This window comes from Quadrisphaera granulorum (genome assembly GCF_003149145.1).
Classification (GTDB): domain Bacteria; phylum Actinomycetota; class Actinomycetes; order Actinomycetales; family Quadrisphaeraceae; genus Quadrisphaera; species Quadrisphaera granulorum.
In genome coordinates, this window is the sequence record NZ_QGDQ01000019.1 from 41,641 (window position 1) to 55,798 (window position 14,158).

Annotated in this window: 15 protein-coding genes and 2 tRNA genes; 9 read left to right on the plus strand and 8 right to left on the minus strand. The window is 72.0% G+C overall.

All coding sequences use genetic code 11. The features are described from left to right. Positions 1-311 precede the first annotated feature (311 nt). The 4 genes from BXY45_RS24580 to BXY45_RS14720 are packed head-to-tail and all read right to left on the minus strand — an operon-like array spanning position 312 to position 3,174. Positions 312-941 (minus strand): phosphatase PAP2 family protein, encoded by a 630-nt coding sequence (locus tag BXY45_RS24580; RefSeq protein WP_109775263.1) that lies wholly within the window; start codon positions 939-941, stop codon positions 312-314. After that, complete coding sequence (locus BXY45_RS14710; RefSeq protein ID WP_109775264.1) at positions 938-2,185, minus strand: MAB_1171c family putative transporter; 1,248 nt, start codon at positions 2,183-2,185, stop codon at positions 938-940. Before BXY45_RS14710 ends, BXY45_RS24580 begins: the two co-directional genes overlap by 4 nt. Further along, complete coding sequence (locus BXY45_RS14715) at positions 2,182-2,673, minus strand: hypothetical protein (protein ID WP_109775265.1); 492 nt, start codon at positions 2,671-2,673, stop codon at positions 2,182-2,184. The genes BXY45_RS14710 and BXY45_RS14715 overlap by 4 nt, the downstream gene beginning before the upstream one ends. A gap of 48 nt (positions 2,674-2,721) precedes the next feature. Beyond that, entirely contained in the window at positions 2,722-3,174 is a 453-nt protein-coding gene (locus tag BXY45_RS14720; protein ID WP_109775326.1) for a helix-turn-helix domain-containing protein, read from the minus strand. Between the two features lie 357 nt (positions 3,175-3,531). Here BXY45_RS14720 and BXY45_RS23360 point away from each other — a divergent pair, with 357 nt between their 5' ends. The 3 genes from BXY45_RS23360 (at position 3,532) to BXY45_RS14730 (ending at position 5,578) form a co-directional block, all read left to right on the plus strand. Further along, positions 3,532-4,119, plus strand: a complete 588-nt coding sequence (locus tag BXY45_RS23360) for a VldE C-terminal domain-containing protein (RefSeq protein ID WP_170131537.1) — start codon at positions 3,532-3,534, stop codon at positions 4,117-4,119. Positions 4,120-4,172: 53 nt separating this feature from the next. Further along, positions 4,173-4,382 carry a helix-turn-helix transcriptional regulator gene (locus BXY45_RS23365; protein ID WP_170131538.1) on the plus strand — a complete coding sequence of 70 codons (210 nt, stop codon included), beginning with the start codon at positions 4,173-4,175 and terminating at the stop codon, positions 4,380-4,382. Positions 4,383-4,480: 98 nt separating this feature from the next. Further along, positions 4,481-5,578, plus strand: coding sequence for a tyrosine-type recombinase/integrase (locus BXY45_RS14730; protein ID WP_170131539.1), 1,098 nt, complete (start codon positions 4,481-4,483; stop codon positions 5,576-5,578). A gap of 111 nt (positions 5,579-5,689) precedes the next feature. On the opposite strand, the gene BXY45_RS14735 is transcribed toward BXY45_RS14730, so the two are convergent. Continuing rightward, positions 5,690-5,762, minus strand: a tRNA-Arg gene (locus tag BXY45_RS14735). A gap of 253 nt (positions 5,763-6,015) precedes the next feature. Here BXY45_RS14735 and BXY45_RS14740 point away from each other — a divergent pair. After that, a complete protein-coding gene (locus BXY45_RS14740) occupies positions 6,016-7,596 on the plus strand; it encodes a hypothetical protein (RefSeq protein ID WP_109775328.1) in 1,581 nt (526 codons plus the stop codon). Positions 7,597-7,650: 54 nt separating this feature from the next. On the opposite strand, the gene BXY45_RS14745 is transcribed toward BXY45_RS14740, so the two are convergent. Beyond that, a tRNA-Ser gene (locus BXY45_RS14745) sits at positions 7,651-7,741 on the minus strand. Positions 7,742-8,033: 292 nt separating this feature from the next. On the opposite strand from BXY45_RS14745, the gene BXY45_RS14750 reads away from it, so the two are divergent. After that, complete coding sequence (locus BXY45_RS14750; RefSeq protein WP_109775267.1) at positions 8,034-9,497, plus strand: LCP family protein; 1,464 nt, start codon at positions 8,034-8,036, stop codon at positions 9,495-9,497. 144 nt (positions 9,498-9,641) lie between these two features. On the opposite strand, the gene BXY45_RS23370 is transcribed toward BXY45_RS14750, so the two are convergent. Next, positions 9,642-9,893 (minus strand): hypothetical protein, encoded by a 252-nt coding sequence (locus BXY45_RS23370; RefSeq protein ID WP_109775268.1) that lies wholly within the window; start codon positions 9,891-9,893, stop codon positions 9,642-9,644. On the opposite strand from BXY45_RS23370, the gene BXY45_RS14760 reads away from it, so the two are divergent. From BXY45_RS14760 to BXY45_RS14775, 4 genes are all read left to right on the plus strand, one after another. Further along, positions 9,883-11,391, plus strand: a complete 1,509-nt coding sequence (locus BXY45_RS14760; protein ID WP_109775269.1) for an LCP family protein — start codon at positions 9,883-9,885, stop codon at positions 11,389-11,391. The two genes, BXY45_RS23370 and BXY45_RS14760, sit on opposite strands and share 11 nt — an antisense overlap. Positions 11,392-11,505: 114 nt before the next feature. Continuing rightward, on the plus strand, positions 11,506-12,081 hold the full coding sequence (locus BXY45_RS14765) for a type 1 glutamine amidotransferase domain-containing protein (RefSeq protein WP_109775270.1): 576 nt from the start codon (positions 11,506-11,508) through the stop codon (positions 12,079-12,081). 104 nt (positions 12,082-12,185) lie between these two features. After that, entirely contained in the window at positions 12,186-12,398 is a 213-nt protein-coding gene (locus BXY45_RS14770) for a DUF6480 family protein (protein ID WP_109775329.1), read from the plus strand. Between the two features lie 106 nt (positions 12,399-12,504). Beyond that, on the plus strand, positions 12,505-13,686 hold the full coding sequence (locus BXY45_RS14775) for a glutamate--cysteine ligase (protein ID WP_172601955.1): 1,182 nt from the start codon (positions 12,505-12,507) through the stop codon (positions 13,684-13,686). On the opposite strand, the gene csrA is transcribed toward BXY45_RS14775, so the two are convergent. Continuing rightward, complete coding sequence (csrA, locus tag BXY45_RS24585) at positions 13,652-13,966, minus strand: carbon storage regulator CsrA (protein WP_109775271.1); 315 nt, start codon at positions 13,964-13,966, stop codon at positions 13,652-13,654. The two genes, BXY45_RS14775 and csrA, sit on opposite strands and share 35 nt — an antisense overlap. Positions 13,967-14,158 lie beyond the last annotated feature (192 nt).

Here is a 14,158-nt window from a genome sequence, read left to right on the forward strand (position 1 = left end):
GACCGGCTGGGCTCGACGGCGACCTCGTCTGGGCAGGAACGGCTCCTCGTTCGCACGACGTGCTGACTGCTCCGCACACCGCGGTGACGCCATCGTCACTCACCCTGGCCGGAGCCTTCCCAGGGGCTCGCTCCAGTCGACGGGATGACCTCCTCGCCAGGACCCCACCTCGGAGCCGGCACTGCACGCTGTGGGGGCGTCGCCGGCTGGTGGCTGCCACACAGACACCTCCTCTCACCCGGGTCGGCGCACGACCGCGTCGCTGGATGCGTCTCCTGAAGTGGATCCGCAGCTACCTCCGCCTGTGCCGATCAACCGGCCAAGGCAAGGAGGGAGAGGACGGCGGCGCCGAGCACCGATCCCGCCGTCACCTGCGCCGGGGTGTGATCTCCCAGCACGACGCGCCCCCACGAGACCATGACCACCGCAACTCCGGCCGAAAGCGCCCAGGGGCCTAGGACGACGACGAGCGCAGCCACTGTCCCAGCCGCCACCGCAGAGTGCATCGAGATCTTCCAGTGCTTGGAGATCACCAGGCAGGCAAGGACGAGGAGCACCTCGCCCACCAGCAGCCAGACCAGCAGCGCCGGCGCCCCCAGGAGAACGAGCACCGAGATGCCGGCCGCCAGACACAGCAGGACGGCGACCAGGACCTTCGGGCGGTCCTCGCGCCGGGACACGTGCCTGTCGGTCGCTCCGCCGGTGCGGATGAGCCAGGCGATGTAGGCGTAGGGCAGCCCGATGGCGAAGACGGCACCCAGCAGCCCCAGGCCCGCGCCGCGCCACGCGTTCGTGTCGCTGAGCGCCCCGATGGCCACCGGGCAGATCACGCCGACGACTGAGGGGGCCAGCAGCTCGGTGAACACCCTCGCCAGCCGGAGGCGAAGACCACCGCTCACGCCGGTGGAGGTCCTCGTCTGGACGTCCACCTGGTCGGTCATCGCGTGGCCTCCTTCCGCTGGTCCTTGACGTGTCGGCGCGCCTGCCTTCGGCGCACCCGGTACCGATTGGCCACCTTGGCCCACCACGCCACTTCCTGCTCGACGGTCGCTGCCGTCGGAGGCACCGGGATCGTCTCCTTCGGCATCGGCGCCCCCGCGGACTCGGCCACGACGACCTCAGCCAGTGCCGTTGCCGCCCGGTCGGCTTCGATGGCGGAGGCGTCGGGCGAGGCCATGGCCGCGGGCGTCACCGGCCTGACGGTCACGGAGCGTCCGCCCAGGATGCGCACGGCGTCGAGCAGCTCGATGACGCGCCGGTAGAGCCGCCACGCGCCGGTGCGAACGGCCAGCACCTCCCGAACCGGCCCCGGGTCGGGCTCCATGGCGACGCTAGGACGCAGGCGCACCAGGTCCCTCCACAGCGGGTACAGGCGGATGCTCTTGGTGTGGGCCGTCAGCCCGTCTGAGGCCGCACGTGCTCGGGCCACAGCGGCGAGCCACAGGGTGCCCGCGACCAGCAGGATGCTGGCGGCCGCAGCGAGGACCGCGCCCGGCCAGGCCAGCGCCTCCAGCACTCCGGAGCGGTCCGCGCTGAGCGCCCCCAGCCCGATCAGGCGCAGCACCACGTAGAGGCAGCCCGCTGCGGCGCCGAGGGTGATCAGCCAGCCGCTGGTCGCCAGCCGACCGGTCATGGTCGCCCGCATCCGCCAGCCGAGCCGCAGCAGCTCGGCGAAGGCGCCGCCGACGAAGGCGACGAAGACCAGCGTGTACACCTGCACCGCGGGATCGCTAGCGAAGGTCACCATGTAGGAGCGCACCTGCTGCCCCTGCGGGCCGAGGGCGAAGCAGGTCCAGAGGATGACGACGGCGACCGCCAGCCACGTCCGCCGTCGCCTGGTCCAGCCCGATCGCCATCGATGTGTGGCGAATCCGCCGACGCCGACGCCGGCGCGGACGGCGAAGTGACCCACCATCGCCAGGATGCCGACGGCGCAGGCCATCAGAGCGGTGCGGGCGATGGGCTCGCCGATGTTCGCCACCCCCGTCAGTCGCGCCAGTGCCGCGTAGATCGGAGAGACCAGCGCCGTCGTCCCCACTGCCAGACCCGACAGCGCGACGGCCAGGCCCTGGCGGTCGCGGCGGCTCCCGGGGAGCAGGTCGCGGGCGCGCAGCAGCGCGGCGACGCCGACGAAGGCGGCCACTGCGGGGATGGCGTACGTCGAGACGACGTCGGCCAGGTTCACCGGGCGTCTCGGCGGCGGGAGCCGAAGGTGGCGGTGAGGTCCGCTGCCTGGCGGCGAGCTTCAGCAGGCAGCGCAGCGAGGTCGTCGGCCGCGGGGCGGGCGGACAGCTGCAGCAGCATGGAGGCGAACACCTCGGCCTCGCGCTCCTCAGCCTCGCTGTACTCCTTGCGCGCCAGCATCCGACGCACCCGCGACGGGTCCAGGAGAGGGAACAGGGCTTTGAGGACGTCCGGAGCGAGCACCTCGTCGTGACCGTGGCCGAAGGCGATGTGCGCGAGCTCGTGGGCGATGACGTGCTCCAGGTGCACACCTGTCAGCGCGTCGTCGAAGAAGACGACGTCAATGTCATCCAGGCCGACCCAGAACCCCGACATCTCCCCGAGGCGCGGGTGCGCCATGAGGCGGATGGGTCGGCCGCGCAGATGTCTGAGCTGCTCAGCGAGCTGCTCGACGCTGGTGGGTCCGTCGATGCCGAGGTCGTCCAGCATCCGGACACAACGAGCACGCACGACGCTCAGCCGCACCCGGCCACCCCCTCACCCGGGGGTGCGACTGCCCTTCGTCCGACCCTCGGGCGCAGATCCGGCGTCGGAGCCGTCCGCACCGTCGGGGAGGCCCTCAAGGGCACGCACCCGTTCGATCATGTCCACGATGGTCCCGAGGCTCTCCGAGGAGAGACCTGACGCCCTCATGGCGATCTTGCGTACCCCGGCGTCACGCATGGCCGCAACCACAGCGAGCTGCTCGTTGACGGCCTGGGAGACCTCGTCGTCGAAGAAGTAGGCCGCCGGAACCCCGAAGAACGACGCCAGCGCCTCGAGGTGCTTCATGGTCGGGTTGTCGCGCTTGCCGTTGCGGAGCATCCAGACGTACGCAGCGCTGATGGTCGGTCCCCCAGCGTCACGGATCTCGCTGGCGACCTGCTCGTAGGTGTACTCGCCACGCGAGGAGCGGACGGTCCGGAACAGGTGGTCGACCTTCTCAGCCAAGGTCCGCGAAGATCCCCCGTTCGGAGCAGCCTCGTCCGCGGTGACATCGACGTCGGTGTCGACCGCATCCTCGGCCACGTCTCGCCCCTCTCAGCCCTGCGACGGCGCACGGGCGCACTGGTCGTGCGCCCCGCGTCTTGACAGCGGTTCATCTGGGCTTAGCATCTGGAGCGTCATCACAACTGATGTAAATGACGGGGAGCCGGACACCTACCCGGAGCGCCGGTTCGCACCGCCACCCCTGCATCCACACCCGCCGACGAGACGCCGGTGGGCATCGATCCATCCACAGTGCCGCCTCTGCGCAGATGCGTCGAGAGCGGCACCTCAAGGCTAGCCGCATGGGGGTGACCGACCGTGAGTACAGCGACCACCTCGACGACGACGTGGGCCGCCGCAGCGGCGCTCGGCCTCATCTCCATGGTCGTCCTGATCGGCGGGGTGATGAGCCAGGACGCTGCGCAGGTGGACGGCCCGCCCGCAGGGATGGTTTCCGACACCGGCGACGCCGCTGCCTTCACCGGCGCGAGCGGCGGCTGCACCGTCTCCGATCCCACGGGGACCGGTGGCTGCGTCACCCCGGCCACGGCGTGGCTCCTGCAGCAGGCCGGCGCGCACTTCGGCCGACAGCCGACCAGCTGCTGGGACGCCCACGCCTGGAACCCGACGTCCGACCACCCCGAGGGCCGCGGCTGCGACGTCACCTTCGGGACAGCTGGCCGCTTTCCCGGCGAGGCCGACAAGGCGGCCGGCTGGACCTTCGCCACGTGGCTCGTGTCGAACGCGAAGGCGCTGCGGGTCTCCTACGTCATCTGGCAGGGCCAGATCTGGTCGACCGCTCGCTCCGACGAGGGCTGGCGCACCTACACCGGCGGAGGCGTCTACGACCCGACGAGCCCGGTCGGTGGCCACTACGACCACGTCCACGTGTCGGTGCTGCCGTGAACGCTGCTCCCCCACCCGGCCCACGACCAAGGGCGCGCATCCCAGGAGTTCCGATGTCCACTCTCCAGCTCTCCCATGAGGACCTGCAGGTCCTGCCACCGCTGGTCAACGTGCCGACCGCAGCCGCCGCTCTCGGCATCAGCCGCTCGACGGCCTACGAGCTCATCAGGACCGGCGGATGGCCGACGCCGGTCCTGCACCTCGGAACGGTCATCCGGATTCCGTCCCGCGACCTCAAGAGGCTGATCGGCCTCGAGCCGTGAAGGAGGGCACTGTCCGACCACGACACACCCGGCAGTGCCCGGCGGCTGTCGACGGTCGTAGACCACCGCACCGTTGCCGCGGCGGCTGGGAGTACGTGGTGGACCTCGGATCCGACTCGACAGGGCGCCGTCGGCAGACGACGAAGGCTGGCTTCCCCACCAGGGCGGCCGCGAGCAAGGCCCTGCGCGAGCTGACGAAGACGCTGGCCAGCGACGTCCAGATCACCGAGACGACCGTTTCGGACTACTTGGCCACGTGGTTGCTCAGCAAGCACTCCCTCCGACCCACGACGCGGGCGATGTATGAAGACCTCGCCCGTCTGTACATCACCCCGCACATCGGCGGCGTCCAGCTCGTCGAGCTCCGAGCCCACCACCTCGACCGCATGTACGTCGCCATCTCCATCGGCGTCCGCGGCAAGGCGCTCAGTCCAGCGACCATCCGGCGCATCCACGCAGTGCTCCGCTCAGCGCTCAACAGCGCCGTCCGGCGACGACTCCTTCCCTACAACCCCGCCGACCACATCGAGCTGGCTCCCGAGAACCCCAAGCGCCCCAAGCCCTGGACCGCCGACGAGTGCCTGCGCTTCCTCGCCGCCATCCGCGAGGACCGCCTCTACCCGCTCTACCGCCTCTACCTCTTCACCGGCCTGCGCCGCGGAGAGGGCCTCGGGCTGCGCTGGGACGATGTCGACCTCGACGAGAAGGCCCTCTGGGTCAGCGAGCAGATCACCGAGGTCGCTGGCAAGGCCACCGTCGGCTCCCCCAAGACCCGCCGCAGCGTCCGCAGGGTCGCTCTCGACGAGACGACCGTCCAGATGCTCCGTGAGCACCACGAGGCGCAGCTGGCCGAGCGGAAGGCCTGGCAGCAGCTCGCGGCGCCCCACGGGCGTGTCTTCACGCGCGAGGACGGCACCTCCTACCGACCGGAGTACGTCACCAAGCACTTCGGCGCCCTCGTGCGGGCCACCGGGATGCGGCAGGTGCGGCTGCACGACCTGCGACACACCAGCGCCAGCCTGGCACTCAAAGCCGGCGTCCCCATGAAGGTCGTCTCCGACCGCCTCGGCCACTCCACGATCGCGGTCACCGCGAACCTCTACACCCACGTCTACGACGACGTGGCGCACGACGGCGCCGACCGCATCGCAGCCCTGCTCGCCGACAAGCCCGCGACAGATGTGAGCGAAATGTGAGCGCAGGACACGCTCCAGCGCCCCTCCGGGGCGGTCGGGCTCCACCACACAAGAAGCCCCCTCACAACGTCTCCGCTGTTCAGGGGCTTCGTGCGTCGCTGTCTCAACGAGCGCGCCCGGCAGGACTCGAACCTGCAACCTTCTGATCCGTAGTCAGATGCTCTATCCGTTGAGCTACGGGCGCTGGAGTGCGGAGAGAACGTTACCCGACGCCGGGCAGTGCTCGCGAACGGGTAGTGCCGTCGGCCCCTCGGATGGGCGCCAGAGCCACCTCGACCGGCGAGTGACGTGAAATCGCTCGTCGGCGCTGGGGGCCGCGCGAGGTGAACGTGATGTGGCGCTCACGTGCTTGATCGTGCCGGGTGTGGGGCGGGGGCGATCAACGGCATGACGTGCGCGCTTTGGCGGACTCGTGCCGCGTGGGTGAGGCTCGAGCGATGCATCACCGCCCGTCGTCCACCGTCCTGGCTGCGGGAGCCGTGGCGCTGGCGCTGGCCCTGGCGGGATGCACCGCGGACAGTCCGTCGCCGGCAACGAGCTCGCCCGCGAATGCCTCGACGACGCAAGCCGCCCCCGCGGACGGCGACGGCCACGCGGTCGCGGCAGTGCCCGCTCGGGCCACCACGCTGGTCAGCGGCACCTCGGCGGACGCGCTCGCCGCGGGCACCAGCGCGGCGCTGTTCACCAGCGCGACCCGCGCCCTCTTCGCCGGGTCCGACGACGTCGCCGCGCAGTCCACCGCCGCGGCCGCCGCCGAGCGCCTCCGGATCCCCGTCCTGGTCACCGGCGACTCCGGCGCGCAGGAGATCAGCCGCCTCGGCGCCCAGGTGGTGCCGGTGGGCGCACAGGCGCAGGAGTGGGCCTCTCAACGCGGGCTCGTCGTCGCCGACGACGCCGCCACGCTGCTCCTCGACGCTCAGAAGGAGGACGCTCAGAAGGAGCAGGACGACGACGGCGACGCGCCAGCCGCGAGCACTGCCACGCCGACCGCCGTCGTCCTCACCACCGGCGCCCCGCAGGACGCCACAGCGGTGGCCACCGCTGCGGCCGCCGGCGCCAGCGCCGTGATCCTGCCGGGCGGTGACCCGCGGGCCGACGGCGCGCTGGTGGAGCAACTCGGGAAAGCGCCGCAGGTGCCCGTCGTCGCCCTGGGAGACGCCTTCGGGCCTGCCGACCGGCTGGAGCAGCGCCTGGGCGTGGTCCGCACGGGCGTGCAGATCCCCGCGCCGGAGGGCTTGGGCGGGCAGCTTCCGCTGGCAGGCCGGCGCCTTGTGGCGCTGTACGGGCACCCGGGCACCCCGAGCCTGGGCGTGCTCGGCGAGCAGGACGACGACGCGACCATCGCCCGCGCGCAGCAGGTCGCCCAGCAGTACGCGGGGCTGGATGCGCTGGCGCCCGCCCCGGCGCTCGAGGTCATCGCCACGGTGGCGAGCAGCTCCCCGGGGTCGGACGGTGACTACTCCACCGAGACGCCCGTCGCCGAGCTGCGCCCCCTGGTGGACCGGGCGCTAGCGGCCGGACTGCAGGTGGTGATCGACCTGCAGCCGGGCCGCGCGACCTTCCTGGAGCAGGCGAAGGCGTACGAGGAGCTGCTGGCGCTGCCGGGGGTCGGTCTGGCGCTCGATCCGGAGTGGCGACTGGCGCCCGGGCAGCAGCACCTGGACCAGATCGGCAGCGTCTCGGCCGCAGAGGTCGACGAGACGTCGGCGTGGTTGGCGCAGCTCGTCCGCGAGCGCCAGCTGCCGCAGAAGGTGTTCCTCCTGCACCAGTTCAGGACGTCGATGGTCACCGGCAGGGCGTCGTTGGACACCAGCCACGACGAGCTGGTCTTCGTCGTGCACGCCGACGGCGCCGGCGCGCCGGGCGAGAAGGAAGCCACCTACCGGGCGCTGCAGGCGGGGGCACCGCAGGGCGTGGTGTGGGGGTGGAAGAACTTCTACGACGAGGACTCCCCCACGTTCACGCCGCAGCAGACGGTGGCGGAGCAACCGAGCCCGGTGTTCGTCAGCTACCAGTGAGACGCACGAAGGCCCCGGCTCGCAGGGAGCCGGGGCCTTCACGCACCCGAAGGGCGGAGGTGGCGGGATTTGAACCCGCGATGGGCTTTAACACCCAAACCCGCTTAGCAGGCGGGCGCCATAGACCGGACTAGGCGACACCTCCTTGCGCCACGGGAACACGCGTCGCCGCGCTGCGCACCCGTGAGCGCCCCCTCACCCTACGCCGTCCTCGTCGTCCGCGTGCAGCACTCCCCAGGAACAGGTGCTGCAATGGACGGCAGCAGGGAGTGACGATCACGAGACCAGGTCACGCCCCACGCCCGCGAGCACCACCCACCGAATACGGAGGCCCTCCGCTGGACGCGACCACACGGACCGGCGCGACGGCCGCTACCCCGCCCTCGCAGCACGGCCGGCACGCCCAGCCGGGCTTCGGTCGCGCCGTCGGCTGGACGGTGCTCGGCACCGTCGTGCCCGGCACCGGGCTGCTCAACGCAGGCCGTCGCGCCCTGGGGTGGCTCGCGCTGGTGCCGTTCGCGTTCGTCGTGGGAGCCGCTGCGGTGCTGTGGTTCTCCGGGCGCGCCGTCGAGGTACTGCAGCAGTACGTGCTCGACGCCGACGTGCTGCTCTACCTGGCCGTGGCCGCCGCGGTGATCGGCGTGGCGTGGAGCGGCGTCGTCGTCGCGACCCACCTGGCCCAGCGCCGCCATCGCGGCGTCACCGGGCACCGCGTGGCCTCTGCGCTCCTCGTGGCGGTGCTCCTCGCCGTCGTCGTCCTCCCTGCGGGCACCGCCACCCGGTACGCCCTGGTCTCCCGCTCCCTCATCACCTCCCTGTTCCCCTCCGGGCAGCAGGCGGCCACCGACGAGCCGACCGGCACGGACGAGGATCCGTGGGCCGGCATCCCGCGCGTCAACGTGCTGCTCGTCGGCGCCGACACCGGCGCCGACAGGATCGGCACCCGCCCGGACACGCTGATCGTCGCGAGCATCAACACGGTCAGCGGAGACACGGTGATCTTCGGGTTGCCGCGGCAGCTGTCCGGCAACTTCTTCCCCGAGGGCTCGCCGGCGGCAGAGCTGTGGCCCACGGCGTGCGAGGCCAACGGTGGCGGCGGCTGCTGGCTCAACGCGGTCTACCTCTTCGGAACCCAGAACCCGCAGCTGTACCCCGGCGCCGAAGACCCCGGCCTGGCCGCCACCGAGCAGGCCGCGGCGGGCGTCGTCGGCATGAAGATCGACTACACGGCCATGGTCAACCTCACCGGCTTCCAGGACCTCATCGACGCCATGGGCGGCATCCGGCTCACCGTCGAGCGGCGCATCCCCATCGGCGGCGGCGAGCGGCTCAACAGCGCCGGCCGCGTCGTCGGCCTCTACCCCGTCACCGGGTACATCGAGCCCGGCCGCAACCAGCTGCTCGACGGCTACCACGCCGAGTGGTACGCCCGCTCCCGCTGGCAGTCGAACAACAACGACCGCATGGACCGCCAGCGCTGCCTCATCAACGCCGCGGTGCAGCAGTACAGCGCGCTCGACCTCGCCCGCGCGTTCCCGCAGCTGGCCGCCTCCGCCGAGCGCGACGTGAGCACCGACATCCCCGCGAGCCGCCTCTCCGCCTTCGTCGACCTGGGCCGCAAGGTCAAGGAGGCACCGCTGCGGTCACTGTCGTTCACGGAGCCGCTCGTCAACACCGGCGACCCCGACTACGACCAGATCCACCAGCTCGTGCAGCAGGCGCTGGTGCCCCCGCCGCCCGCGCCGTCGCCTGCTCCGACGACGACGTCTGCGTCGCCGTCCCCCTCGGACACCTCATCCGCGAGCGCCTCGCCGTCGGGCAGCACCTCACCGAGCGCCAGCGGAACCGAGAGCACGCCCAGCGGGGAGGCCGTGGACGCCGCGAGCGTCTGCCCGGCCTGATCGTTACCACACGTAGTCGTTCCAGCGCGTCACGTGGCGAATCCGGCGTGGCTGGGCGATGCCGGTGGTGCAATGGCCTTCCGCCGTGCGCGACCGAGCCGCACGGGCGCGAAGGGGTCTGGTGACCGTGACAGAACCGGGAAGCTACCCGCGGCGACGCGACGTCCGCGACATCCGCGACGGACGCACCGCGAGCGGTGGACGCGGCTCACGCGACCCGCGCTCAGCCGCGGCCAGCAGTACAGGGGCGACGGCGACAGCCACCGCCGCCAGCGACGCCGCCACGATGGCTGCGACGAGGACGACGACGAGCGCCGCGCCGTCCGTGATGCCGCCGGCGCCGCGGCGCCCCGCGGAGGCACCCGCCTCCCGGCCTTCAGACGAGGTGACCCTCATCCACGCCGGAGACGACCCCCGCGGACGTCACGCCAGCAGCACCGGAGAGGGCTTCACGCGCCTCGTGCTGCTGACCGTGCTCGGCGCCGCCGTGCCCGGCACCGGCCTCATCGCGGCGGGACGCCGCGCCCTGGGGTGGACGGTGCTGCTGCCGGTGCTCGCGCTCCTGGGGGCGGCCGCCGCGGTGCTGTTCACGGGCCGGCTCGTGCCCCTGCTGCGCAGTGTCGTCTTCGATTCGACGGCCATGCTCGTGGTGGCCGCGGGCGCCGTCGTCGTCGCTCTCATGTGGTGTCTCGTCATCGTGGCGAGCCATGCCAGCCTGCGCCGCTCCCCCGGCGTCGGCCGTCTCTCGCGCGCGCAGCGCCTCGGGTCCCTCGTGCTGGTGACGGCGCTCATGGCCGTCGTGGTGGCCCCCTCGGCAACGACGGCGCGCTACGCCATGGCCAATCACGACCTGCTGAAGAACCTCTTCGGCTCGGAGTCGAGCGCCGGCAACGGCCCTGACACCGGCGCCGAGAACCCGTGGGCCAACGTGCCCCGCGTCACCGTGCTCATGCTCGGCGCGGACACCGGCATGGACCGCGTCGGCACGCGCCCCGATACGATCATGGTGGCGAGCATCGACACCAAGACCGGTGACAGCACCCTGCTCAGCCTGCCCCGCCAGCTCGAGGACGTGCCCTTCCCGCCCGGCAGCAAAGCCGCGAAGCAGTGGCCGACTGCCTGCAAGGAGGACGGTGCGGGCGGCTGCATGCTCAACGCCGTCTACCTTTTCGGCACGCTGCACCCCGAGCTGTTCGGCGGCACCGCGAACGGCAACGACCCGGGCGTCGAGGCCACCAAGGAGGCCGTCGCCACGGCCACCGGCCTGCAGATCGACTACTACGCCATGGTCGACCTCGAAGGCTTCGAGCAGCTCGTCGACGCCATGGGCGGCATGACGCTCAACGTGCCCCGCGACATCCCCATCGGCGGCGGCACCAACCTGGAGACGGGCAAGAAGTACCCCATCACCGGCTGGATCAAGAAGGGCCAGGGCCAGGAGCTCACCGGGTACGAGGCGCTGTGGTTCGCTCGCTCACGCGAGGGTTCCGACAACGACGACCGGATGGCCCGCCAGCAGTGCGTCATCTCAGCCGCGGTGAAGCAGTACGACGCCGTGCAGCTCGCGGCGAAGTTCCCGGCGCTGGCGGCAGCGGCGGAGAAGAACATCCAGACCGACATCCCCGCGAAGGAGCTCAACGCCTTCGTCACCCTCGGGGAGATCGTCAAGGGCGGCGACATGCGGGCGCTGCCCTTCACGAAGGCGAACATCTCCACGGGCGACCCCGACTACGGCCAGCTCCGCGCGATGGTCGCCGACGCGCTGCGCCCGGCGCCCGCGCCGACGGCAGCTCCCAGCGCCTCGGCGTCGCCGTCGGCGTCGTCCTCGGTGAACCCGGCCCCCTCGGCCTCGGCTGACCCGAAGGAGGCCGTCGACCCGACGGCCACCTGCTGACCCTCGGCCTGCCCCTCGACGGTCACGCGCCTGCGCGCCATCTCCCCCGCTCCTGCAGCGGTGGGAGATGGCGCGCCGTCGTTTATCCGGGCCGCCCGGGGGTAGGGGCGGCGCATGACCTCACAGCTACAGGGACGGAAGATCGCCGTGCTCGCCGCCGACGGCGTGGAGCAGGCCGAGCTCGTCGAGCCGGTGCGCGCCGTCCGGGACGCGGGCGCCGAGGTGGTGATCCTCTCCCTGGAGAGCGGCACCATCCAGGCCTACGAGCACGACGTCGAGCCCGCGGACACGTTCGACGTCGACGTCGTCGTCTCCTCCGCCGACCCGGCCGACTACGACGGGCTCGTGCTGCCCGGTGGCACCACCAACCCCGACCACCTGCGGATGGACGACGGCGCGGTGAGCTTCGTCAAGCGGTTCGTCGAGTCCGGCAAGCCCGTGGGCGTCATCTGCCACGGCCCGTGGACGCTGGCGACTGCCGACGTCGTCAGGGGCCGCACGCTGACCTCCTGGCCCAGCCTGCGCACCGACCTCGTCAACGCCGGTGCCACGTGGGTGGACGAGGAGGTCGTCATCGACGGCGGACTCATCTCCAGCCGCAACCCCGGCGACCTGCCGGCGTTCTGCGCGACGCTGGTCTCGGAGTTCTCCCGCGGCTCCGTCGCTGCCGGCGCTGGTCCTCGCACGTGACATCGAACCTGGGTGGCGGACCGGGCCGCGGGCCCGGAGAGGGCCCTGACGGGGGCCACGGCGACGACGGAGCCGACCGCGAGCGCCCGGGCAGCGCCAGTGAGGTGACCGACCCCGATCCCGCCACCACGCCCGGCCTGGAGCCTGGCGGCGGGGTCGCCCCCGGTGACACCCCGCCATCGGAGGCGGGGACGTCGGGCCTGTCGGCTCCCGAACCGAAGTTGCCGGGACGGCGCACCAACCTCGTCATCGCGCTCGTCGTCGCGGTGCTCGTGGCGGCGGCAGCGCTGGCGTTCTTCGCTGGCCGACTCGGGTAGCGACTCAGGTAGCGCCTCTCGTAGCGCACGGGGTGGAGACGTTCTTCGCTCGATCGACTCGGGCGGACGTGCAACGCACCGGGTCGGCGTGTGCTGAGGTGACGGGGTGACCACGCCGTCCCTCGGGCCGCACGCACGCCGCGGTGCGCTGCCCTTCCGCCCCTCCGCCCGTCCCACGCTGGGCGTCGAGTGGGAAGTGGCCCTCGTCGACGCCGCCACCGGCGACCTGGCCCCCAAGGCCTCGGAAGTGCTCGCCGAACTGCACGGCCGCCCACCCCACCCCGACGGACGCCAGCGGGTCACCCACGAGCTACTGACCAACACCGTCGAACTCGTCACCGGCATCCACGACACCGTCGCCGGCGCCGTCGCCGACCTCCACGACGTCATGACCCAGGTCCGCTCCGTGACCGACCCCATGGGCCTGGAGCTGGCGTGCTCCGGCACGCACCCGTTCGCCCAGTGGTCGGCGCAGACCATGACCGAAGGACCCCGCTACGCCGAACTCATCGAGCGGACCCAGTGGTGGGGCCGCCAGATGCTCATCTGGGGCGTGCACGTGCACGTGGGGATGTCCAGCGTGCACAAGGTGCTGCCCGTGCTGGACGCGATGCTCACCTACGCCCCCCACCTGCAGGCGCTGTCGGCGAGCTCGCCGTTCTGGGGCGGGGTCGACACCGGCTACGCCAGCAACCGCGCCCTGATGTTCCAGCAGCTGCCGACGGCGGGGCTGCCGTTCCAGTTCGCCCGCTGGGAGGAGCTGGAGGCCTACGTCGGCGACCTGCTGCACACCGGCGTCATCGACTCCTTCAAGGACGTCCGCTGGGACGTGAGGCCTTCACCGAGCATCGGCACGCTGGAGGTACGCGTGTGCGACGGGGTGCCCACCGAGGCCGAGCTGGCGGCGCTGACGGCCCTGACGCACTGCCTCGTCGTCGACCTCGACGCGCGGCTGGAAGCCGGCGAGCAGCTTGCGGTGCTGCCGCCGTGGCACGTGCAGGAGAACAAGTGGCGCGCCGCCCGCTACGGGCTCGACGCGATCATCATCACCAGCGCCGCCGGCGACGAGCGCCTGGTCACCGACGACCTCGACGACCTACTGACCCGCCTGGAGCCGGTGGCGCGGCAGCTGGGATGCAGTGACGAGCTGGCGGCGGTGGCGCAGATCCCCGTGCGAGGGGCGAGCTACCAGCGGCAGCGTGCGGTGGCTGCCGCCGCCGGGGGCGACCTGAAGGCCGTGGTGGGCTCCCTGGTCAGGGAGCTGCGGGAGGGTCTGCCGGAGGCGTAGCCGCCGGCTCCCCGTCGGGAGCGGTCTGGCTCGGCACCCCGCCCTGAGGGGTCGGGCGCTTCCGCAGGCCCGCGAGCACCGCGGGCGAGGGGGCCGCAGCACTGGCGGCCTCGAGGTTGGCAGCGCGCACCGCGTGGAAGACCTCTTCACGGTGCACCTGGACGTCGCGCGGGGCGTCCACACCGACCCGGACGACGTCGCCGCGGATCTCGAGGACCCGCACCGTCACGTCGGAACCGATCATGACGCTTTCACCGGCACGTCGGGTGAGGACCAGCATCCCGCCACAGTAGTCGCGCGGTCACGGGCGGCGGGCACGCCGCGCCGATCTGCAGGGTTTCGGCGCCGTCTGACCCGTATTGCCCGGCCACTGCACCGCTTCTGCAACGGTCGAGCCCGCTCCCCCGGCGACGATCAAGGACGTTCTGCGCGGCGCGCGGGCTTGGCCACGAGGGTCACGTGACGCCCGACG

Coding starts and splice junctions, on each gene's coding strand:
- BXY45_RS24580 (WP_109775263.1), bottom strand. CDS start 941: ATGACCGACCAGGTGGACGTCCAGACGAGGACCTCCACCGGCGTGAGC.
- BXY45_RS14765 (WP_109775270.1), top strand. CDS start 11,506: ATGACCTCACAGCTACAGGGACGGAAGATCGCCGTGCTCGCCGCCGAC.
- BXY45_RS14740 (WP_109775328.1), top strand. CDS start 6,016: ATGCATCACCGCCCGTCGTCCACCGTCCTGGCTGCGGGAGCCGTGGCG.
- BXY45_RS23370 (WP_109775268.1), bottom strand. CDS start 9,893: ATGAGGGTCACCTCGTCTGAAGGCCGGGAGGCGGGTGCCTCCGCGGGG.
- csrA (WP_109775271.1), bottom strand. CDS start 13,966: ATGCTGGTCCTCACCCGACGTGCCGGTGAAAGCGTCATGATCGGTTCC.
- BXY45_RS14715 (WP_109775265.1), bottom strand. CDS start 2,673: ATGCTGGACGACCTCGGCATCGACGGACCCACCAGCGTCGAGCAGCTC.
- BXY45_RS23365 (WP_170131538.1), top strand. CDS start 4,173: ATGTCCACTCTCCAGCTCTCCCATGAGGACCTGCAGGTCCTGCCACCG.